General features: G+C 71.8%; 16 protein-coding genes. 14 read left to right on the plus strand and 2 right to left on the minus strand.

The features are described 5' to 3' along the window. Positions 1 to 2: 2 nt before the first annotated feature. The 3 genes from ACWCPW_RS24310 to ACWCPW_RS24320 all read left to right on the plus strand — a co-directional run bounded on the left by ACWCPW_RS24310 (position 3) and on the right by ACWCPW_RS24320 (position 3,231). Positions 3 to 350 (plus strand): thiol-disulfide oxidoreductase DCC family protein, encoded by a 348-nt coding sequence (locus tag ACWCPW_RS24310; protein WP_449763712.1) that lies wholly within the window; start codon positions 3 to 5, stop codon positions 348 to 350. Continuing rightward, on the plus strand, positions 347 to 1,600 hold the full coding sequence (locus ACWCPW_RS24315) for a glycosyltransferase 87 family protein (RefSeq protein WP_449763713.1): 1,254 nt from the start codon (positions 347 to 349) through the stop codon (positions 1,598 to 1,600). Before ACWCPW_RS24310 ends, ACWCPW_RS24315 begins: the two co-directional genes overlap by 4 nt. A gap of 290 nt (positions 1,601 to 1,890) precedes the next feature. Further along, positions 1,891 to 3,231 carry a hypothetical protein gene (locus ACWCPW_RS24320; RefSeq protein WP_449763714.1) on the plus strand — a complete coding sequence of 447 codons (1,341 nt, stop codon included), beginning with the start codon at positions 1,891 to 1,893 and terminating at the stop codon, positions 3,229 to 3,231. 314 nt (positions 3,232 to 3,545) lie between these two features. Here ACWCPW_RS24320 and ACWCPW_RS24325 read toward each other — a convergent pair whose 3' ends face one another. Next, positions 3,546 to 5,705, minus strand: a complete 2,160-nt coding sequence (locus ACWCPW_RS24325) for an elongation factor G-like protein EF-G2 (RefSeq protein WP_449763715.1) — start codon at positions 5,703 to 5,705, stop codon at positions 3,546 to 3,548. Between the two features lie 290 nt (positions 5,706 to 5,995). Between ACWCPW_RS24325 and pgsA the strand changes: the two genes are divergently transcribed. The 7 genes from pgsA (at position 5,996) to ACWCPW_RS24360 (ending at position 12,126) form a co-directional block, all read left to right on the plus strand. Beyond that, on the plus strand, positions 5,996 to 6,700 hold the full coding sequence (gene pgsA, locus ACWCPW_RS24330; protein WP_449763716.1) for a phosphatidylinositol phosphate synthase: 705 nt from the start codon (positions 5,996 to 5,998) through the stop codon (positions 6,698 to 6,700). Then, complete coding sequence (locus ACWCPW_RS24335; RefSeq protein WP_449763717.1) at positions 6,697 to 7,623, plus strand: phosphatidylinositol mannoside acyltransferase; 927 nt, start codon at positions 6,697 to 6,699, stop codon at positions 7,621 to 7,623. The genes pgsA and ACWCPW_RS24335 overlap by 4 nt, the downstream gene beginning before the upstream one ends. Further along, positions 7,620 to 8,741: a glycosyltransferase family 4 protein gene (locus tag ACWCPW_RS24340; RefSeq protein WP_449763718.1), complete on the plus strand. Its 1,122-nt coding sequence runs from the start codon at positions 7,620 to 7,622 to the stop codon at positions 8,739 to 8,741. Before ACWCPW_RS24335 ends, ACWCPW_RS24340 begins: the two co-directional genes overlap by 4 nt. Before the next feature lie 256 nt (positions 8,742 to 8,997). Further along, positions 8,998 to 9,534, plus strand: a complete 537-nt coding sequence (locus tag ACWCPW_RS24345) for a LemA family protein (protein WP_406300365.1) — start codon at positions 8,998 to 9,000, stop codon at positions 9,532 to 9,534. Positions 9,535 to 9,621: 87 nt separating this feature from the next. After that, a complete protein-coding gene (gene pdxS, locus ACWCPW_RS24350) occupies positions 9,622 to 10,566 on the plus strand; it encodes a pyridoxal 5'-phosphate synthase lyase subunit PdxS (RefSeq protein WP_395872003.1) in 945 nt (314 codons plus the stop codon). Positions 10,567 to 10,683: 117 nt separating this feature from the next. Continuing rightward, positions 10,684 to 11,295 (plus strand): pyridoxal 5'-phosphate synthase glutaminase subunit PdxT, encoded by a 612-nt coding sequence (gene pdxT, locus ACWCPW_RS24355; RefSeq protein WP_449763719.1) that lies wholly within the window; start codon positions 10,684 to 10,686, stop codon positions 11,293 to 11,295. A 75-nt stretch (positions 11,296 to 11,370) separates the two neighbouring features. Continuing rightward, the gene (locus ACWCPW_RS24360) at positions 11,371 to 12,126 is read left to right on the plus strand and encodes a YebC/PmpR family DNA-binding transcriptional regulator (RefSeq protein WP_449763720.1); all 756 of its coding nucleotides are present in this window, start codon (positions 11,371 to 11,373) and stop codon (positions 12,124 to 12,126) included. An 86-nt stretch (positions 12,127 to 12,212) separates the two neighbouring features. Here ACWCPW_RS24360 and ACWCPW_RS24365 read toward each other — a convergent pair whose 3' ends face one another. Beyond that, positions 12,213 to 13,514: a mannosyltransferase family protein gene (locus ACWCPW_RS24365; protein WP_449763721.1), complete on the minus strand. Its 1,302-nt coding sequence runs from the start codon at positions 13,512 to 13,514 to the stop codon at positions 12,213 to 12,215. A gap of 302 nt (positions 13,515 to 13,816) precedes the next feature. Here ACWCPW_RS24365 and ruvC point away from each other — a divergent pair, with 302 nt between their 5' ends. The 4 genes from ruvC to yajC all read left to right on the plus strand — a co-directional run bounded on the left by ruvC (position 13,817) and on the right by yajC (position 16,845). Continuing rightward, positions 13,817 to 14,365: a crossover junction endodeoxyribonuclease RuvC gene (ruvC, locus tag ACWCPW_RS24370; RefSeq protein ID WP_449763722.1), complete on the plus strand. Its 549-nt coding sequence runs from the start codon at positions 13,817 to 13,819 to the stop codon at positions 14,363 to 14,365. A 76-nt stretch (positions 14,366 to 14,441) separates the two neighbouring features. Beyond that, positions 14,442 to 15,050: a Holliday junction branch migration protein RuvA gene (gene ruvA / locus ACWCPW_RS24375; RefSeq protein ID WP_449763723.1), complete on the plus strand. Its 609-nt coding sequence runs from the start codon at positions 14,442 to 14,444 to the stop codon at positions 15,048 to 15,050. Between the two features lie 100 nt (positions 15,051 to 15,150). Beyond that, positions 15,151 to 16,239: a Holliday junction branch migration DNA helicase RuvB gene (gene ruvB / locus ACWCPW_RS24380; RefSeq protein WP_449763724.1), complete on the plus strand. Its 1,089-nt coding sequence runs from the start codon at positions 15,151 to 15,153 to the stop codon at positions 16,237 to 16,239. Between the two features lie 150 nt (positions 16,240 to 16,389). Beyond that, positions 16,390 to 16,845 (plus strand): preprotein translocase subunit YajC, encoded by a 456-nt coding sequence (yajC, locus tag ACWCPW_RS24385; protein WP_449763725.1) that lies wholly within the window; start codon positions 16,390 to 16,392, stop codon positions 16,843 to 16,845. Positions 16,846 to 16,987 lie beyond the last annotated feature (142 nt).

Below are 16,987 nucleotides of genomic sequence, written 5' to 3' on the forward strand. Positions count from 1 at the left end.
CGGTGGAGTTCGCGCAGAAACACATCCCGTTCGACGCCGACGTGGTGGCCTGGCAGTTCGCCGAGTTGGAGGAGCTCGGGGTCGAGCAGCACCGTGCCGAGCACGAGGTGTTGTGGGTGACTCCCATCGGCACCGTCTACGGCGGACACCACGCGGTCGCCAAGCTGTTCATGAACGCCGGCGGCCCGTGGGCCCTCGCCGGTGCCGCGCTGCGCGTGCAGCCGGTGAGCATCGCCGCGCACGGCGTGTACCGCCTGGTCGCGGACAACCGGGACCGCATGCCCGGCGGCACTCCCGCGTGTGCGATGCCGGCCCACCTGCGGCCGGACACCGTCAACGCCGCGGAGTGACCCGCCGGGCGGCTCTCGCGGTGGCCGCGTGCTCGCTGACCGCGTACCTCCTCCTGGGCACCTTCGGGTCCGCCGACATGTGGTGGCTGGGCGATCTGAAGGTCTATCGCCAGGGCGGGGTGGACGTGTTCGCCGGCCACGGTGAGCTGTACACGGTCCGGCCCGGGCGGCTGCCGTTCACCTACACGCCGTGGGCCGGGCTGACCTTCACCCCGCTGGCATGGCTGCCCTGGGGCGCGGTCGAGGTGCTCGGGGTGGTGGGCAACCTGGCGTTGCTCGGTACCGCGACCTGGCTCGCGTGGGGGATCCTCGGGCTGCGCGGCGACGACCGGGTACGGGCGAGCGCGCTGAGCGCCGCCGCCCTGTTGTGGACCGAGCCGGTCCAGGAGAACCTGCGCTTCGGGCAGATCAACCTGCTGCTGCTGGTCCTGGTGCTGGCCGACTTCGCGCGCCCGCGCGGCGCGCGCTTCACCGGGGTCGGCGTCGGTCTCGCGGCCGGGCTCAAGCTCACCCCGGCGATCTTCATCCCCTACCTCCTGCTGACCGGGCGCGTGCGCGAGGGGTTGACCGCGCTGGGGGTGTTCGTCGCCACCTTCGCGGCGGCGTTCGCGGTGTTGCCGCGTGAATGCGCGGACTACTGGGGCGGGTTGTTCCTGGACGACACCCGGATCGGGCTGGCCCAGTTCCCCGGCAACCAGTCCGTGCACGGCGCGGTGACCCGCCAGTTCGGCGCGCAGTCGCCGCCGGGATGGTTGTGGCCGCTGCTGGCGGTCCTGGTCGCGGCGGTGGGCATGACGCTCGCGGTCGCGGCGGCGCGACGCCGGGCGGCCCTGGCCGGGATGGGGTTCTGCGCGCTGACCGCGCTGCTGGTGTCGCCGATCTCCTGGACGCACCACTGGGTGTGGGCGCTGCCGCTGGTGATCGTGCTCGCCGACCGGGTCCGGCGTACCCGCTCGCGGCCGGCCTGGGGCGCACTCGCGGCGGTGTTCGCGGTCGCCGCGGCCTATCCGATGGAGCGTGCCCGGGTGTCCGGGGTGCTGCCGAGCGGGATCGTGTGGACGGTGCCGTTCGGCGACGGCGCCGAGTTGGACCTGCACGGTTGGCAATTGATCGTGGGCAACGCGTACGTGCTGGTCGCCGCGGCCGGGTTGATCGCGGCCGCTTGGGCGCTGGTCGCCGATCGACGGCGTTTCACCTGTTCGACCGGTTTGACCCCGGCCGCCGAGCCCGACCCGGATCCGTCTTCGTAGACTCGTCGTACTTTCAGGTGATCCGTTCCACCCGCCGCGGCGGGTGATCGCGGGTCGTACGGCGAGGCGGGCGCGATGCGGGCGAAGGCGCTGCGGATGGTCGATCCGATCATTGCCGCGCCCGGTTCGCGCACCGGTGCCCGGGTCGTGGGGGAGTGGCCGGGCGGAGGGCTCGACGCGGGTCGCACGACGGTTCGAGTGATGATCCGATCATGCCTAGACTGAGCCGAACGGGGAGCGGCCCGGTCGCCGGCGAGGCGGCGAGGGGTTCGGGGGCGGAGACGGCACGCATGGGCACCAAGGCTCGGTCCGCCAACGGCGATCCCTCCCCCGACCAGGCCCGCGGCCGCGGCAGGTTTCGTTCCCTGGGCAGGGCCCGCTCGATCGGTGTCGCCGTGGTCGGCCTGCTGGTCGCGATCGGCATCGTCGTCACCGTCGGCGGCGCGGCACCCCCGCCGCCCACGACCCGCCCGCTGCTCCTCGGCGGCGTCATACCCGGCCCCGAGGGGCCGATCGCGCTGCCCACCGACGCGCCGCCGGCACCGCCCACCGACGCCGAGCGGGCCTGGCTCGCGCAGGGCACCGTCCCGGGCGACACCCCGCGCTTCCGGGCGATGGCCGAGCGCGCGCTGCTGGACATGCGGGTGCTGACCCAGTCCGACGGTTCGGTCGCCGCGGCGTGGTTCGGGATCTGGAAGTACGTCTGGCCGCGCGACGCCGCGTGGGTCGCGGCGGCCTTCACCGTCACCGGGCACGACCGGGAGGCGCTCGCGGTGCTGCGCCGACTGGCCGCGCTGCAACGGGCCGACGGCACCTGGGAGGCGCGCTACCGCCTGGACGGGGGACCGGTGGGCGACAAGCGGGCGGCGCAGTTGGACGGCAACGGATGGGTGCCGTGGGCGGTCTGGTTCTGGTACGTCCACCAGGACCCCCGGGCCCCGGGGACGGCGGCCGCGCTCGCCGAGTTGTGGCCGACGGTGCGCAGGGCCGGTGACGCGGTGGCCGGTCGGTTGCGCGCGGACGGGCTGCCGCCGCGTGGTTCGGACTACTGGGAGACCCGTACCGACCAGGTCACCCTGGGCACCGCCGCGCCGCTGTCGGCGGGGCTGCGGGCGGCGGCCGACCTGGCCCGGCGGACCGGGAGCGGGGCCGAGGAGCAGCGCTGGACGGGTGCCTGGACGCGACTCGATCGGGCGGTCCGCGCGGAATTCGGGCCGCACGGCTACCCGCGCACGGCGTCGGCCAAGGGCGGCGCGGACACCGCGGTGACGTGGCTGGGCCCGCCGTTCGCGCGCGCGGACGCCGGCGTCACGAGCGCCGTCCGCCGATCCGCCGAACTGTTGACGCTGCCCAACGGCGGCATCCTGCCGGGCGAGCGCTGGGGCGGCGATCCCACCGCGGCCTGGACCCCGGAGACCGCGTCCTTCGCGCTGTTCAGCGCGGCGAGCGGGGATCGGGCCGGCGCGCGGGCCCGGCTCGACTGGCTCGCCGACCATCGCACGGCGGCCGGATCCTTGCCGGAGAAGGTCGACGCGCACGGCAAGCCGGCCTCGGTGGCCCCGCTGGCGTGGACGTCGGCGACGGTGCTGCTGTCGCTGGTCGCGCTGGACCGGTCGCTGCCGATCCCCTGAGCGGGCGGGGCGTGGTCGGGACCCGAGCGGCTCGCATCGTGCCCGCCGAGCGGCTCGCTTGTGCCCGGCGAGCGGCTCGCTTGTGCCCGCCGAGCGGCTCGCCCCGCGCTCGATGAGGCATGACGCGCCTTGGGCGGGCGCGGTCTCGCGGCGGCCGACCCGCCCCACCCGTACCGAGCCCCAGCGGGCACGATCCCCCGGCGCGCCGCCGAAGCGTCCCGGCATCCCCGTACGGGACGATCCGGCGGCGCACGAGCCGGTCCGAGGGCCCGACGGGGTGTGCCGGGCCGCCGGACCGGATCGGCTCGTGGGGTCTAGGCGTCGGTGTCGGCGGTGACCTTCGCGGCGAGTTGCGGGGGCATCGGGTCGTGCCGGCAGTAGGCGCGGGCGAACTGGCCCGTGCCGTGGCTGATCGAGCGCAGGTCGATCGCGTAGCGGCTGATCTCGATCTCGGGGACCTCGGCCCGGATCAGGGTGCGGCCCGAGCCGGTCGGTTCGGTGCCCACCACCCGGCCGCGGCGCGAGCTCAGGTCGCTGAGCACGCCGCCGACGTACTCGTCGGAGACGGTGACCCGCACCTCGGACACCGGCTCCAGCAGGTGGATCCGGGTGCTCGCGGCGGCCTCGCGCAGCGCCAGCGCGCCCGCCATCTGGAAGGCCATGTCGGAGGAGTCGACGGAGTGCGCCTTGCCGTCGGTCAGCGTCACGCGCAGGTCCACCATCGGGTAGCCGGCGGCGACGCCCTTCTCCATCTGCGCCCGGACGCCCTTCTCCACCGACGGGATGAAGTTGCGCGGCACCGAGCCGCCGAACACCTTGTCCACGAACTCGAACCCGGAGCCCCCGGGCAGGGGCTCGACGTCGATCTCACAGATCGCGAACTGGCCGTGTCCGCCGGACTGTTTCACATGCCGACCGCGTCCGCTGGCCTTCTCCGCGAACGTCTCGCGCAGCGACACCTTGTGCGTGACCGCGTCCACCGCGACCCCGTAGCGGCTGCGCAGCCGGTCGAGCAGCACCTCGACGTGCGCCTCGCCCATGCACCACAGGACCAGTTGATGGGTGTCGGTGTTGTGTTCCAGGCGCAGCGTGGGGTCCTCGGCGACCAGGCGCGCGAGCGACTGGGAGAGCTTGTCCTCGTCGGCCTTGCTGTGCGCGCGGATGGCGACCGGCAGCAGCGGGTCGGGCATCATCCACGGCTCCATCAGCAGCGGATCGTCCTTGTCCGAGATGGTGTCGCCGGTCTCGGCCCGGGTCAGCTTGGCGATCGCGACGATGTCGCCGGCGATGCCCCGGTTGAGCGAGCGCTGCTGTTTGCCCAGCGGGATCGACATCGCGCCGATCCGCTCGTCCAGGTCGTGGTCCTCGTGGCCGCGGTCGGCCATGCCGTGTCCGGAGACGTGCACGGTCATGTCCGGGCGCAGCGTGCCGGAGAAGATCCGCACCAGCGAGATCCGCCCCACGTACGGGTCGGACGTCGTCTTGACCACCTCCGCCGCGAGCGCGCCCTCGGGGTCGCAGGTGAGCGGGTCGTGCGGTTTGCCGTCCGGGGTGGTCACCGGCAGCACCTCGTGCTCGGGCGGTGCCGGGCAGGCGCGGACGATGCCTTCCAGGAGTTCGATGGTGCCCAGCCCGTTCGGCGCGACCGCGAGCACCGGGTAGAACGAGCCGCGCGCGACCGCGGTCTCCAGGTCGGCGATCAGCGTGTCCACGTCGATCTGCTCGCCGGAGAGGTAACGGTCCATCAGGGACTCGTCCTCGCTCTCCGCGATGATGCCCTCGATCAGCCGGTTGCGGGCGTCCTCGATCAGCGGCAGGTGCTCGGGGTCCGGGTCGAGCGTCTCGCGGGTGCCGGAGGAGTAGTCGTACACCCGCTGGGTCAGCAGGCCCATCAGGCCCGCGACGCTCTCGTCCTCGCCGTGCAGCGGCAGGTAGAGCGGGAGCACGGTGTCCGCGTCGGGGTCGCCGAACACCCGTTGGCAGATCAGCACCATCTCGTCGAAGTCGGCGCGCGCCTGGTCGAGCTTGGTGATCACGATCGCGCGCGGCATGCCGACCGCGGCGCACTCGTCCCAGATCATCCGGGTCGAGCCGTCCACGCCGTCGGCGGCCGAGACCACGAACAGCGCGGCGTCCGCGGCGCGCAGGCCCGCGCGCAGGTCGCCGACGAAGTCCGCGTAGCCGGGGGTGTCGAGCAGGTTGATCTTGACGCCGTCGAATTCGACGGGGGACAGCGACAGCGCCACCGAGCGGTGTTGGCGGTGTTCGATGTCCTCGAAATCGGACACGGTCGTCCCGTCCTCGACGCGACCGGCCCGGGGAATCGTCCCGGTCGCCACGAGCAGGGACTCCACCAATGTCGTCTTGCCCGCCCCCGTGTGGCCCACCAGCACCACGTTGCGCACCGAGTCCGGGCTCGCCGGCGCGGTTACCCTGCCGACGGTTCCGGCGCTAGCTCCGGATTTGTCCGCCATGTGCCACCTCCTGGTTGTCCATGTCGTGCGGTCGTCGTCGACGTCTCCGGACGCACAGGTGCCAGGGCCTGTCCGGTCGATCCCGGCGGGTCCGCCGAGATCGGACGGACAGGCTCTTGTCGGTCGTCGGTACGCCAACGTCCGCAAATCGATTCCTGAACGGCAGCATTGCCCCGACGTCCGACCGAGTACAAGTGTCCTCGCCGTACGGGCTGTTCTCCAACGCGGCGCGCCCGGGTACGGCACGCCCGGACGACGGGGGGCTCGGGAGGCACGACCGCGTCAGTACGATGGGCGCACCAGGCGGGTCGAGTCCTTCGGATCCCCCGCCGCCCCGGCAATCCTTCGGGAAGGCGATGCTCAACAAATACGCTCGTGCCTTCTTCACGCGTGTGCTCACCCCGTTCGCGAGCTTCCTGCTGCGCCACAACGTGAGTCCGGACACGGTGACGCTGATCGGCACCCTCGGGGTGGTCGTCGCGGCGCTGGTGTTCTTCCCGATCGGCTGGTTCCTCACCGGCACGCTCGTGATCACCGCGTTCATCTTCTCCGACCTGGTCGACGGCAACATGGCGCGCCAGTTGGGCCGCTCGACCAAGTGGGGCGCCTTCCTGGACTCCACCCTGGACCGGGTCGCGGACGCCGCGATCTTCGGCGCGCTGGCGATCTGGTTCGCCGGCGACGGCGACAACCTGCGCATGTGCATTCTGGCGATCGTCTGCCTCGGGTCCGGCCAGGTCGTGTCGTACTGCAAGGCCAGGGCCGAGAGCCTGGGCCTGGCCTGCGATGTCTCGGGGCTGATCGAGCGCGCCGAGCGACTGGTCATCTCGCTGGTGGCGACCGGTCTCGACGGTTTGGGTGTGCCCTACATCCAGGAGGCCGCGCTGTGGTTCATCGCGGTGGGCAGCCTGATCACCGTCTTCCAGCGGATGATCGCGGTGCACCGCTCGGCGTCCGCGATCGACAACGCGCTGCCCGGAGGTGACAAGGGATGACCGAAGTCGGGCAGCGGCTGGCCGACACCGGGTACGCCCTGGGCTGGTCCGTGGTCAAGCGCCTGCCCGAACCGGTCGCCACGGCGATCTTCCGGCGGATCGCCGACGCCGTCTGGCGCAAGCGCGGCAAAGGCGTCCTGCAGTTGGAGGCCAACCTGCGCCGGGTGCTCGGCCCGGAGGCCACGCCCGAGCGCGTGCGCGCGCTCTCCCGGGTGAGCATGCGGTCCTATCTGCGCTACTACCAGGAGGCGTTTCGCCTGCCGGTCTGGGACCGCGAGACGGTGCTGGCCCGGATGGAGTGCGATCTGACCCTGCTCGACAAGTGCAGCGCGCGCGGCAAGGGCGTGATCTTCGCGCTGCCGCACATGGGCAACTGGGACCACGCAGGCGCGTGGATCACGCTCAAGGGCTATCCGTTCACCACCGTCGCCGAACGACTGAAGCCGGAGTCGCTGTACAAGCGCTTCCTGGACTATCGCGAGTCGCTGGGCATGGAGGTGCTGCCGCTCACCGGCGGCGACGGCAGCACCTTCGGCACGCTGGCCCGCCGGCTGCGCGAGGGCCGGCTGTTGTGCCTGCTGTCCGACCGCGACCTGACCGCCGGCGGGGTGCCGGTGAGTTTCTTCGGCGAGCCGACCCGGATGGCGGCGGGGCCCGCCGCGCTCGCCGTGCAGACCGGCGCGGCGCTGATTCCGGTCACTCTCGCGTGGAACGGCGCGGTCATGCGCGCCACGCTGCACCCGGAGATCGAGGTGCCCGCCGAGGGCACCCGCCGGGAGAAGATCGCGACCATGACCCAGCAGGTCGCGGACGCCTATGCCCGGGGGGTCGCCGGCGACCCGCAGGACTGGCACATGTTGCAGCCGCTGTGGCTCGCCGACCTGGACGCCGGCCGGCTCGCCCGGATCGGGGAGGCCAAGTGAGGATCGGCGTCGTATGTCCCTACTCGTGGGACGTGCCGGGCGGAGTCCAGTACCACGTACGTGACCTCGCGGCGAACCTGATCGCGCGCGGGCACGAGGTCTCGGTGCTGGCCCCCGCGGACGACGACACCCCGCTGCCGGACTACGTGGTGCCGGCCGGGCGGGCCGTACCGGTGCGTTACAACGGCTCGGTGGCCCGGCTCAACTTCGGCTTCCTGTCCGCCGCGCGGGTGCGCCGATGGATCCACGACGGCCACTTCGACGTGCTGCACATCCACGAACCGGCGACGCCCAGCCTGTCGCTGCTCGCGTGCTGGGCCGCGTCCGGACCGGTGGTGGCCACCTTCCACACCTCCAACACCCGCTCGCGCGCGATGATCGCGGCCTACCCGATCCTGCAGCCCGCGCTGGAGAAGATCAGCGCCCGGATCGCGGTCAGCGAGTACGCGCGGCGCACCCTGGTCGAGCATCTCGGCGGCGACGCGGTGGTCATCCCCAACGGCGTGGACGTCGGCTTCTTCGCCGACGCCCCGGTGGAGCCCGCGTGGCAGGGCACCCCGCAGGCGCCCACCATCGGCTTCATCGGCCGGATCGACGAGTCGCGCAAGGGACTGCCCACGCTGATCGAGGCGTTCCCGCGGATCGTCGAGGCGTTCCCGGGTGTGCGACTGCTCGTGGCCGGGCGCGGCGACGCCGAGGAGGCGGTGGAGGACCTGCCGGAGGCGTTGCGCGGCCAGGTCACCTTCCTGGGCATGGTCAGCGACCTGGACAAGGCGCGGTTGTTGCGCAGCGTGGACGTGTACGTGGCGCCCAACACCGGCGGCGAGAGCTTCGGGATCATCCTGGTCGAGGCGATGTCGGCGTCCGCGCCGGTGCTGGCGAGCGACCTGGACGCGTTCCGTCAGGTGCTCGACGGCGGGCGCGCGGGGGAGTTGTTCGCGGTGGAGGACGCCTCGGCGCTCGCCGCCGCGGCGGTTGCGCTGTTGCGCGATCCGGTGCGGAGGGGCGCGTTGCGCGAGGTCGGGCGCAAGCATGTGCAGCGGTACGACTGGGAGACCGTCGGCACGGACATCCTGGGCGTGTACGAGACGGTCACCGCGGGGGCGCCCGCCGCGTAGCGGGCCTTGGCCTCATGCGCCGGCCGGGCTGGGTTGGCCTCATGCGCCGGCCGGGCTGGAAGGTGGCCTCAAGCGCCGGCCGGGCTGTTGGGTTGCTTGGCCGGGGTGGAAGGTGGCGTTGTGCGTCGGTCGGGTTGACGGGTGGCCTCAAGCGCCGGCCGGGCTGTCGGGTTGCCTGGGCGGGTTGTTGGGTGGCTTCGAATGGTGAGCGGGCTGTCGGGTTGGTCGGGGCGGGCGGTATTAGGGTCGCCGGGTGATGACTGTCATCTGGATTCTGCTCGCGGTGCTCGCGGTCGGTGTCTATCTGAGCTGGACCGCCGGGCGGCTCGACCGGTTGCACGCGCGGGTGGACTCGAGTCGGGCCGCGCTGGACGCGCAGTTGTTGCGGCGCTCCGCGGTCGCGCAGGAGATCGCCACGTCCGGGCTGCTCGATCCGGCCTCCTCGCTCGTGCTGGCCGGCGCCGCGCACGAGGCGCGCAACGCCGCCGAGGAGGAGCGCGAGGTGGCGGAGAGCGACCTGACCCGCGCGCTGCGGATCCTGTTCGAGGACCCCGCCCAGGCGGACGACCTGCGGGCCCGGCCCGGCGGCGCGGAACTGGTCGCCGAGCTGCAGACCGCGGTGCGCCGGGTGCCGATGGCGCGGCGCTTCCACAACGACGCGGTCCGCGGTGCCCGGGCGGTGCGCCGACACCGGTTGGTGCGCTATCTGCGGCTGGCGGGCCACGCCCCGTACCCGGTCACCTTCGAGATGGACGACGAGGAGCCGCGTACATTGCAGCCCGGTGGGTCCTGACAGGAGCCACGCAAAGGCCACCCTGGACAGATTGGCCCGGGTAATTCGCCGGGGTGGCATGACATTAGGATCCACATCACCCGTACGATGGAGCCAACCGTCGTCGTTCGCATCTGTGTGAGGTCATCCGTGTCCACCACCCCCGCAAGCCCCCAGACCGGCACCGACCTGGTCAAGCGCGGCATGGCCGAGCAGCTCAAGGGCGGCGTGATCATGGACGTCGTCAACGCCGAGCAGGCCAAGATCGCCGAGGACGCGGGCGCGGTCGCCGTCATGGCGCTCGAGCGCGTGCCGGCCGACATCCGCAAGGACGGCGGCGTCGCGCGCATGTCCGACCCGGACATGATCGACGGCATCATCGGCGCCGTGTCCATCCCGGTGATGGCCAAGGCCCGGATCGGCCACTTCGCCGAAGCCCAGGTCCTGCAGTCGCTCGGTGTGGACTACATCGACGAGTCCGAGGTGCTGACCCCGGCCGACGAGTCGAACCACATCAACAAGTGGAAGTTCACCACCCCGTTCGTGTGTGGCGCGACCAACCTGGGCGAGGCGCTGCGCCGGATCACCGAGGGCGCGGCGATGATCCGCTCCAAGGGCGAGGCCGGCACCGGCAACGTGGTCGAGGCCACCCGGCACATGCGCACCATCCTCAAGGACATCAAGCAGCTCTCCGTGCTGGACGAGGACGAGCTGTTCGTCGCCGCCAAGAACCTCCAGGCGCCGTACGCGCTGGTCAAGGAGGTGGCCGAGGCGGGCAAGCTCCCGGTCGTGCTGTTCACCGCGGGCGGCATCGCCACCCCGGCCGACGCGTCGATGATGATGCAGCTCGGCGCCGAGGGTGTGTTCGTCGGCTCCGGCATCTTCAAGTCCGGCGACCCGGCCAAGCGGGCCAAGGCGATCGTGGACGCGACGCTGCACTTCGACGACCCGGACGTGATCGCCAAGGTCTCGCGCGGTCTGGGCGAGGCGATGGTCGGCATCAACATCGACACCCTCCCGGCGGAGCAGCGCTACGCCGGCCGCGGCTGGTAGTAGCTCCCGCCCCGCCGACGACTTCGAAGCACTCGAACACTCGGAAAAGCTGTGTGCCGGGCCCGAACGCGACCGCGTTCGGGCCCGGCTCGGTACCTACGACCGGACGAGGTTGACGTGTCCACCACTCCCATCATCGGTGTCCTGGCCCTCCAGGGCGACGTCCGCGAACACGCCATCGCGCTGGCCGAACTCGACGCGATCGCGCGCCCGGTGCGCAAGGTCGAGGAGTTCGCCGAGCTCGACGCGCTGGTCATACCCGGCGGCGAGTCGACCACGATGTCCAAGCTCGCGGTGTCCTTCGGCCTGTTCCCGGCGCTGCGCGAGCGGGTCGCGGGCGGCATGCCGGTCTACGGCTCGTGCGCGGGCATGATCATGCTCGCCGACAAGATCCTGGACGGCCGCGAGGACCAGGAGACGATCGGCGGGATCGACATGATCGTGCGGCGCAACGCGTTCGGCCGGCAGAACGACTCGTTCGAGGCGGACGTCCCGTTCGAGGGCCTGGCGGACGGCGACCCGATGCACGGCGTGTTCATCCGCGCCCCGTGGGTCGAGTCGGTCGGCGCCGAGGTCGAGGTGCTCGCCCGGCTGACCGCCGAGCCGTACGCGGACCGGATCGTCGCGGTGCGCCAGGGCAACCTGCTCGCCACGTCCTTCCACCCGGAGCTGACCCCCGACCGGCGGGTGCACGCGTACTTCGTGGACATGGTCCGTGCCACGCTCTGAGTGCTCGCGCCGGTAGGATCTTCCAGCCTGTACAGGCCCGTGCAGCGCACCCGCGACCCGAAGGAGTAGAGGCGGATGTCCGGCCACTCAAAGTGGGCGACCACCAAGCACAAAAAGGCCGTCATCGACGCCAGGCGCGGAAAGCTCTTCGCCAAGCTGATCAAGAACGTCGAGGTGGCGGCGCGTACCGGCGGCGGTGACATCGCCGGCAACCCGACGCTCTACGACGCCATTCAGAAGGCCAAGAAGTCCTCGGTCCCGAACGACAACATCGACCGTGCGGTCAAGCGCGGCTCCGGTGCGGAGGCCGGCGGCGCCGACTACCAGTCGATCACGTACGAGGGGTACGGACCGAACGGTGTCGCGGTGCTGATCGAGTGCCTCACCGACAACCGCAACCGCGCGGCATCGGACGTTCGGGTCGCGATGACGCGCAACGGCGGCTCGATGGCCGACCCCGGCTCGGTGTCGTACATGTTCACCCGCAAGGGTGTCGTGATCGTGCCGAAGAACGAGCTGAGCGAGGACGACGTGCTCGGCGCGGTGCTCGACGCCGGCGCCGAGGAGGTCAACGACCTCGGCGAGTCCTACGAGGTGGTCAGCGAGGCGACCGACATGGTCGCGGTGCGGACCGCGCTCGTGGACGCCGGGATCGACTACGACTCGGCCGACGCCAACTTCATCCCCAGCGTCTCGGTCGCGCTGGACGAAGAGGGCGCGCGCAAGATCTTCCGGCTGATCGAGGCGCTGGAGGACAGCGACGACGTTCAGGACGTCTGGGCGAATTTCGATGTCTCGGACGAGGTCATGGAGCGGGTCAACGCCGAATAGGGCGGCTCGGTCGATGTACCCGAACGCGCGTGGGGCCGGCGGCGACTGCCGCCGGCCCCACGCGCGTTCGGGCTCCGCCGCGAGCGCTACGGGTTGGTGTTTATCACGTACAGCAGGAAGCTCACGTACCACCCGGAGAACGCCGCCCCGGCGACCAGCACCGCGATCACCACGCCGCGCGGCCACTTGGCCATCAGTCGGGCCAGCGGCAGCGCGATGGTGAAGGCCGGCAGCATGAAGCGCGGCTTGGAGTGGAAGAACCAGCCGTTGCTCGTGGTCAGCGCCAGGAACATCACCACCGCGCCGTACACGTGTACCGGCAGGGGGATCCGCCGGTCGCGGAAGGACCAGATCATCAGCGCCACGGACAGAATGATCACGAACGTGCAGACCACGTAGATCGGTCGGCCCAGGTGGGTGAGGTATTTGCTCATCCACTGGACGGTGCTTATGCCCCAGTCCATCCGCAGGTTGAAGGCCTTGTCCTGGATCCAGATCCACCCGTCGGGGCGACCGGCCAGCCAGCCCACCCAGCCGATGAAACCCACGCACGCCAGCGGCGAGATCAGCGTGGCGATCACCGGGCGCCGGGTCTCCGGAGCCAACAGGCCCACCCGCGCGCCGTCCTCGCGGCGCCGCAACGCGATCGCCAGGGTGGCCACGCCCAGGGCCGCGACCAGGGCGAACGCGGTGTTGCGGGTCAGGCCGGCGAACAGGCACAGGACACAGGCCAGGGTCCACTGCCGGCGGACCACGGCCAGCAGGCCCCAGGACGCGAACGCCACGAACAGGGCCTCGGAGTAGACCATGGTGAGCACCATCGAGCCCGGTGCGACGCCCCACAACACCGCGAACAGGGTGGCCACCCGGTGGCTGCCGGTGAGTTCGCGCCCGAGCGCGTACAGCCCCCAGGCCGCGACCACGCCGGACAGCAGCGTGACGACCATGCCGGCGTTGAGCGCGGACAGGCCGGTGACGTCGCCGACCAGGCGGACCGCCCACGGATAGCCGGGGAAGAACTCGACGTTGCTCCAGTACGGCTTGCCCGCCGGGGACACCGGGATCTTGTCGACGTAGCCGAAGTCCGCGATGTCGCGGAACCAGACGCCGTCCCAGGAGCCGACCATGGACCAGAACGGTTTCCCGGCGGCCAGCGCCATCACGGCGAGCACCACGAGGTTGATCGCGCGCGCGATCAGGTACCCGATCACGGCGGTGCGGGCCGGTCGGAAGGAGGCGCGCGCGCGGTGCGCGAAGTCGACGACGCCCAGCCGCAGGCGCTCGGGGAGACCGTCGACGAAGGCGGTGTCGGAGACCGCCGGCATCCTGGGCGCACCCTTCTCGGCGGCCGGCGGGGTCTCGGCGACCGGCATGGACGGCGACGGCATGAAAACCTTCCGGGCGGCGAGCGGGGGCGGTCTCCAACCGACCCTAGCGTCGCCTGTGCGGGCTCCCGTGCGGCGACCGGGCCGCTTGGGGAACGATCGTCACAGGGCTGTCATCGGGGCGTTATCGACCGGGACAAGCGTACGTGTCGCTCGAACGAGTGATCACGGAGTGGCGGTACCGAGGGGATCGGCGCCGCTGCACTAGGGTTTGCCGGGGCGAACAGATGTTCGTATCGGGTGGTGTTCGACTCGAACGGCCCAACGCACGAAGGCGAAACGACGCGGGACGAGAGGGGCGCGGCATGCGGGTCTTGGGGGTCGACCCCGGTCTGACCCGATGCGGCGTCGGCGTCGTGGACGGCGCGGTCGGCAAGCCGCTGCGGATGGTCGAGGCGGGCGTGGTGCGCACCCCCGCCGACGCCGCGATCGACGCCCGGTTGTTGGGCATCGAGCAGGGCATCGAGGAGTGGCTGGACCGGCATCGCCCGGAATGTGTCGCGGTCGAGCGGGTGTTCAGCCAGCACAACGTGAGCACCGTGATGGGCACCGCGCAGGCGTCCGCCGTCGCGATCGTGTGCGCCGCGCGGCGCGGCCTGCCGGTGACGCTGCACACGCCCAGCGAGGTCAAGGCCGCGGTCACCGGCAGCGGGCGCGCCGACAAGGCCCAGATCGGCGCGATGGTGACCCGTATCCTGCGCCTGGACGGCCCGCCGAAACCGGCGGACGCCGCCGACGCGGTCGCGTTGGCGATCTGCCACATCTGGCGCGGCGGCGCCTCCGACCGGCTCGCGGCGGCCGTCGCCGCGGCCCGCACCCCGGCCGGCCGGTTGCCGCGCGGCACCCGCCGCTGACCGGCCGCCGCCCACCCCGGACGGCCGGGCCCGCGCCGGCCGGCCCTCGTACCCCTAGCCAAGCAGGAGCACTCAGGTGATCGCGTTCGTCTCCGGAACGGTGGCCGGCCTCGGCCCGGACACCGCCGTCGTCGAGGTCGGCGGGGTCGGCCTGGCCGTGCAGTGCACGCCCACCACGTTGGCCACGCTGCGCGTCGGCGCGGCGGCCCGGCTGGCCACCTCGCTGGTGGTGCGGGAGGACTCGCTCACCCTGTTCGGCTTCGCCGACGACGACGAGAAGCGCACGTTCGAGGTGTTGCAGACCGCCAACGGGGTGGGGCCCAAGCTGGCCCTGGCGATGCTCGCGGTGTACGGCCCGGACGCGCTGCGGGCCGCCGTCGCGGGCAAGGACGCCAAGGCGCTCACCGCCGTGCCCGGGATCGGACCCAAGGGCGCGCAGAAGCTGCTCCTGGACCTCAAGGACAAGCTCGGGGCGCCCACCGGCGCCGGTGCCGCGCTCGGCGTCGGTTCGCCCGTGAGCGCGGGGTGGCGGGATCAACTGCACGCCGCCCTGGTCGGCCTGGGCTACGCGACGCGCGAGGCGGACGACGCGGTCGCCGCGGTGACCGCGGAGGCCGAGGCCGCGGCCACGCCCGACATCGGCGCGCTGCTCAAGGCGGCCCTGCGCGGCCTGAACCGCCGGTGAACCGGCGGAGGCGACCGGTGGTCGGGTGTGCCACCGCGGTGTCGCCCGGGTCGGGCAGGATGAACGCAGGCCGCACGAACACGACCATGGGCGGAACACGATGACGCAGGACGGCGAACGCCTGGTGACCGCCGAGGCGGACGGTGAGGACCAGGCCGTCGAGGCCGCGCTGCGGCCGAAGAACCTCGACGAGTTCATCGGCCAGGAGCGGGTGCGCGAGCAGTTGTCCCTGGTGCTGACCGCGGCGCTGGGCCGCGGCGGCACCGCGGACCACGTGTTGTTGTCCGGTCCGCCCGGGCTGGGCAAGACCACGCTGTCGATGATCATCGCGGCCGAGATGGGCGTGCCGATCCGGATCACCTCCGGCCCGGCCATCCAGCACGCCGGGGACCTGGCCGCGATCCTTTCCTCGTTGTCCGAGGGCGAGGTGCTCTTCCTCGACGAGATCCACCGGATGTCGCGGCCCGCCGAGGAGATGTTGTACATGGCGATGGAGGACTTCCGGGTCGACATCATCGTCGGCAAGGGCCCCGGCGCCACCGCGATCCCGCTCGACCTGCCGCCGTTCACCCTGGTGGGCGCGACCACCCGGGCCGGGCTGCTGCCGCCGCCGCTGCGCGACCGGTTCGGCTTCACCGGCCACATGGACTTCTACGCGCCCGCCGAACTCGAACGGGTGCTGAACCGATCGGCAAGATTGCTCGACGTCGAGCTGTCCGCCGAGGGCGGGGCCGAGATCGCGGGCCGCTCGCGGGGCACGCCCCGGATCGCCAACCGACTGCTGCGCCGGGTGCGCGACTACGCGCAGGTGCGGGCGAACGGGAAGGTCGACCGGGACATCGCCGCACGCGCGCTGGAGGTGTACGAGGTGGACGCGCTGGGCCTGGACCGGCTGGACCGGGCCGTGCTGCAGGCGCTGACCACGCTGTTCGGCGGCGGTCCGGTGGGCCTGTCCACGCTGGCCGTGGCGGTGGGCGAGGAGACCGAGACGGTCGAGGAGGTCGCCGAACCGTTCCTGGTCCGCAGCGGCTTCCTGGCCCGTACACCGCGTGGTCGGGTGGCCACCGCCAAGGCCTGGACGCATCTGGGCCTGAACCCGCCGCGGGGCGCGCTGCCGGGGCAGCACGGCACACAACAGAGCGTGTTGTTCGACAACGGGGCCGTGACCGGTAAGGATGCAACCGAGTGAGGCCGGTGCGCGTCGGGAACGCACGCGGCCGGTAGTCGTTGTTCCTGTAGTAAGTACCCGTCTAGACTCCGCCGAGGCTGCCGCACCGTGGCCGGCCGAGTGTCACCGTCCGGGCCGCCGAGCGGCCTTGGGAAGGAATCGTTTCAAGCCGTGGACCCGCTTACCCTCCTCCTGCCAGTAATCATCGTCGTGGTGTTCTACTTCCTGATCATCAAGCCCGGGAAGGCACGCCAGCGACAGGCCATGGAAACGCAGAACTCGCTGGTCCCGGGCGCCGAGGTCCGCACGATCGCGGGACTGTACGCGACGGTGACCGAGGTCGAGGACGATTCCGTCATCCTTGAGGTCGCGCCCGACGTGCACTGCCGCTTCGTCAAGAGCGCCATCGCCGCCGTCCTGTCCTCCGGTGACGAGCCCGAGGACGACGAGGCCGACGACGAGCACGAAGACGGCGCCGAGGCCGGCGACGACGTCGTCAAGCTCGACAAGAAGCCCGACGCCGCCGAGGCCGAGGACGCCGAGAGCGTGGACGTCGGCAAGACCGAGGGCGCGAGCAAGGCGTCCGAGTCGGGCGACCGGCTGCGCAAGAACGACAAGCAGGACTAGTTCGGCTCGTGGTGGGTGCGGTGGTCCCAGGGCCACCGCAGAGCAATACAGTCATGTGACCGGGGGTGACACCCCGGATACGAGAGCACCCGGCGTTTTGCCGGGTGCCGTGCCGTGCCGGCGGACGTGGCGCAAGCCCGTC

Source organism: Embleya sp. NPDC001921 (assembly GCF_053594475.1).

What these genes read in the sequence shown, in the direction of transcription:
- ACWCPW_RS24320 (WP_449763714.1), top strand. Translation starts at nt 1,891, where the DNA reads ATGGGCACCAAGGCTCGGTCCGCCAACGGCGATCCCTCCCCCGACCAG.
- ACWCPW_RS24325 (WP_449763715.1), bottom strand. Translation starts at nt 5,705, where the DNA reads ATGGCGGACAAATCCGGAGCTAGCGCCGGAACCGTCGGCAGGGTAACC.
- pgsA (WP_449763716.1), top strand. Translation starts at nt 5,996, where the DNA reads ATGGGCGCACCAGGCGGGTCGAGTCCTTCGGATCCCCCGCCGCCCCGG.
- ACWCPW_RS24335 (WP_449763717.1), top strand. Translation starts at nt 6,697, where the DNA reads ATGACCGAAGTCGGGCAGCGGCTGGCCGACACCGGGTACGCCCTGGGC.
- ACWCPW_RS24345 (WP_406300365.1), top strand. Translation starts at nt 8,998, where the DNA reads ATGACTGTCATCTGGATTCTGCTCGCGGTGCTCGCGGTCGGTGTCTAT.
- pdxS (WP_395872003.1), top strand. Translation starts at nt 9,622, where the DNA reads ATGGAGCCAACCGTCGTCGTTCGCATCTGTGTGAGGTCATCCGTGTCC.
- ACWCPW_RS24360 (WP_449763720.1), top strand. Translation starts at nt 11,371, where the DNA reads ATGTCCGGCCACTCAAAGTGGGCGACCACCAAGCACAAAAAGGCCGTC.
- ACWCPW_RS24365 (WP_449763721.1), bottom strand. Translation starts at nt 13,514, where the DNA reads ATGCCGTCGCCGTCCATGCCGGTCGCCGAGACCCCGCCGGCCGCCGAG.
- ruvC (WP_449763722.1), top strand. Translation starts at nt 13,817, where the DNA reads ATGCGGGTCTTGGGGGTCGACCCCGGTCTGACCCGATGCGGCGTCGGC.
- ruvB (WP_449763724.1), top strand. Translation starts at nt 15,151, where the DNA reads ATGACGCAGGACGGCGAACGCCTGGTGACCGCCGAGGCGGACGGTGAG.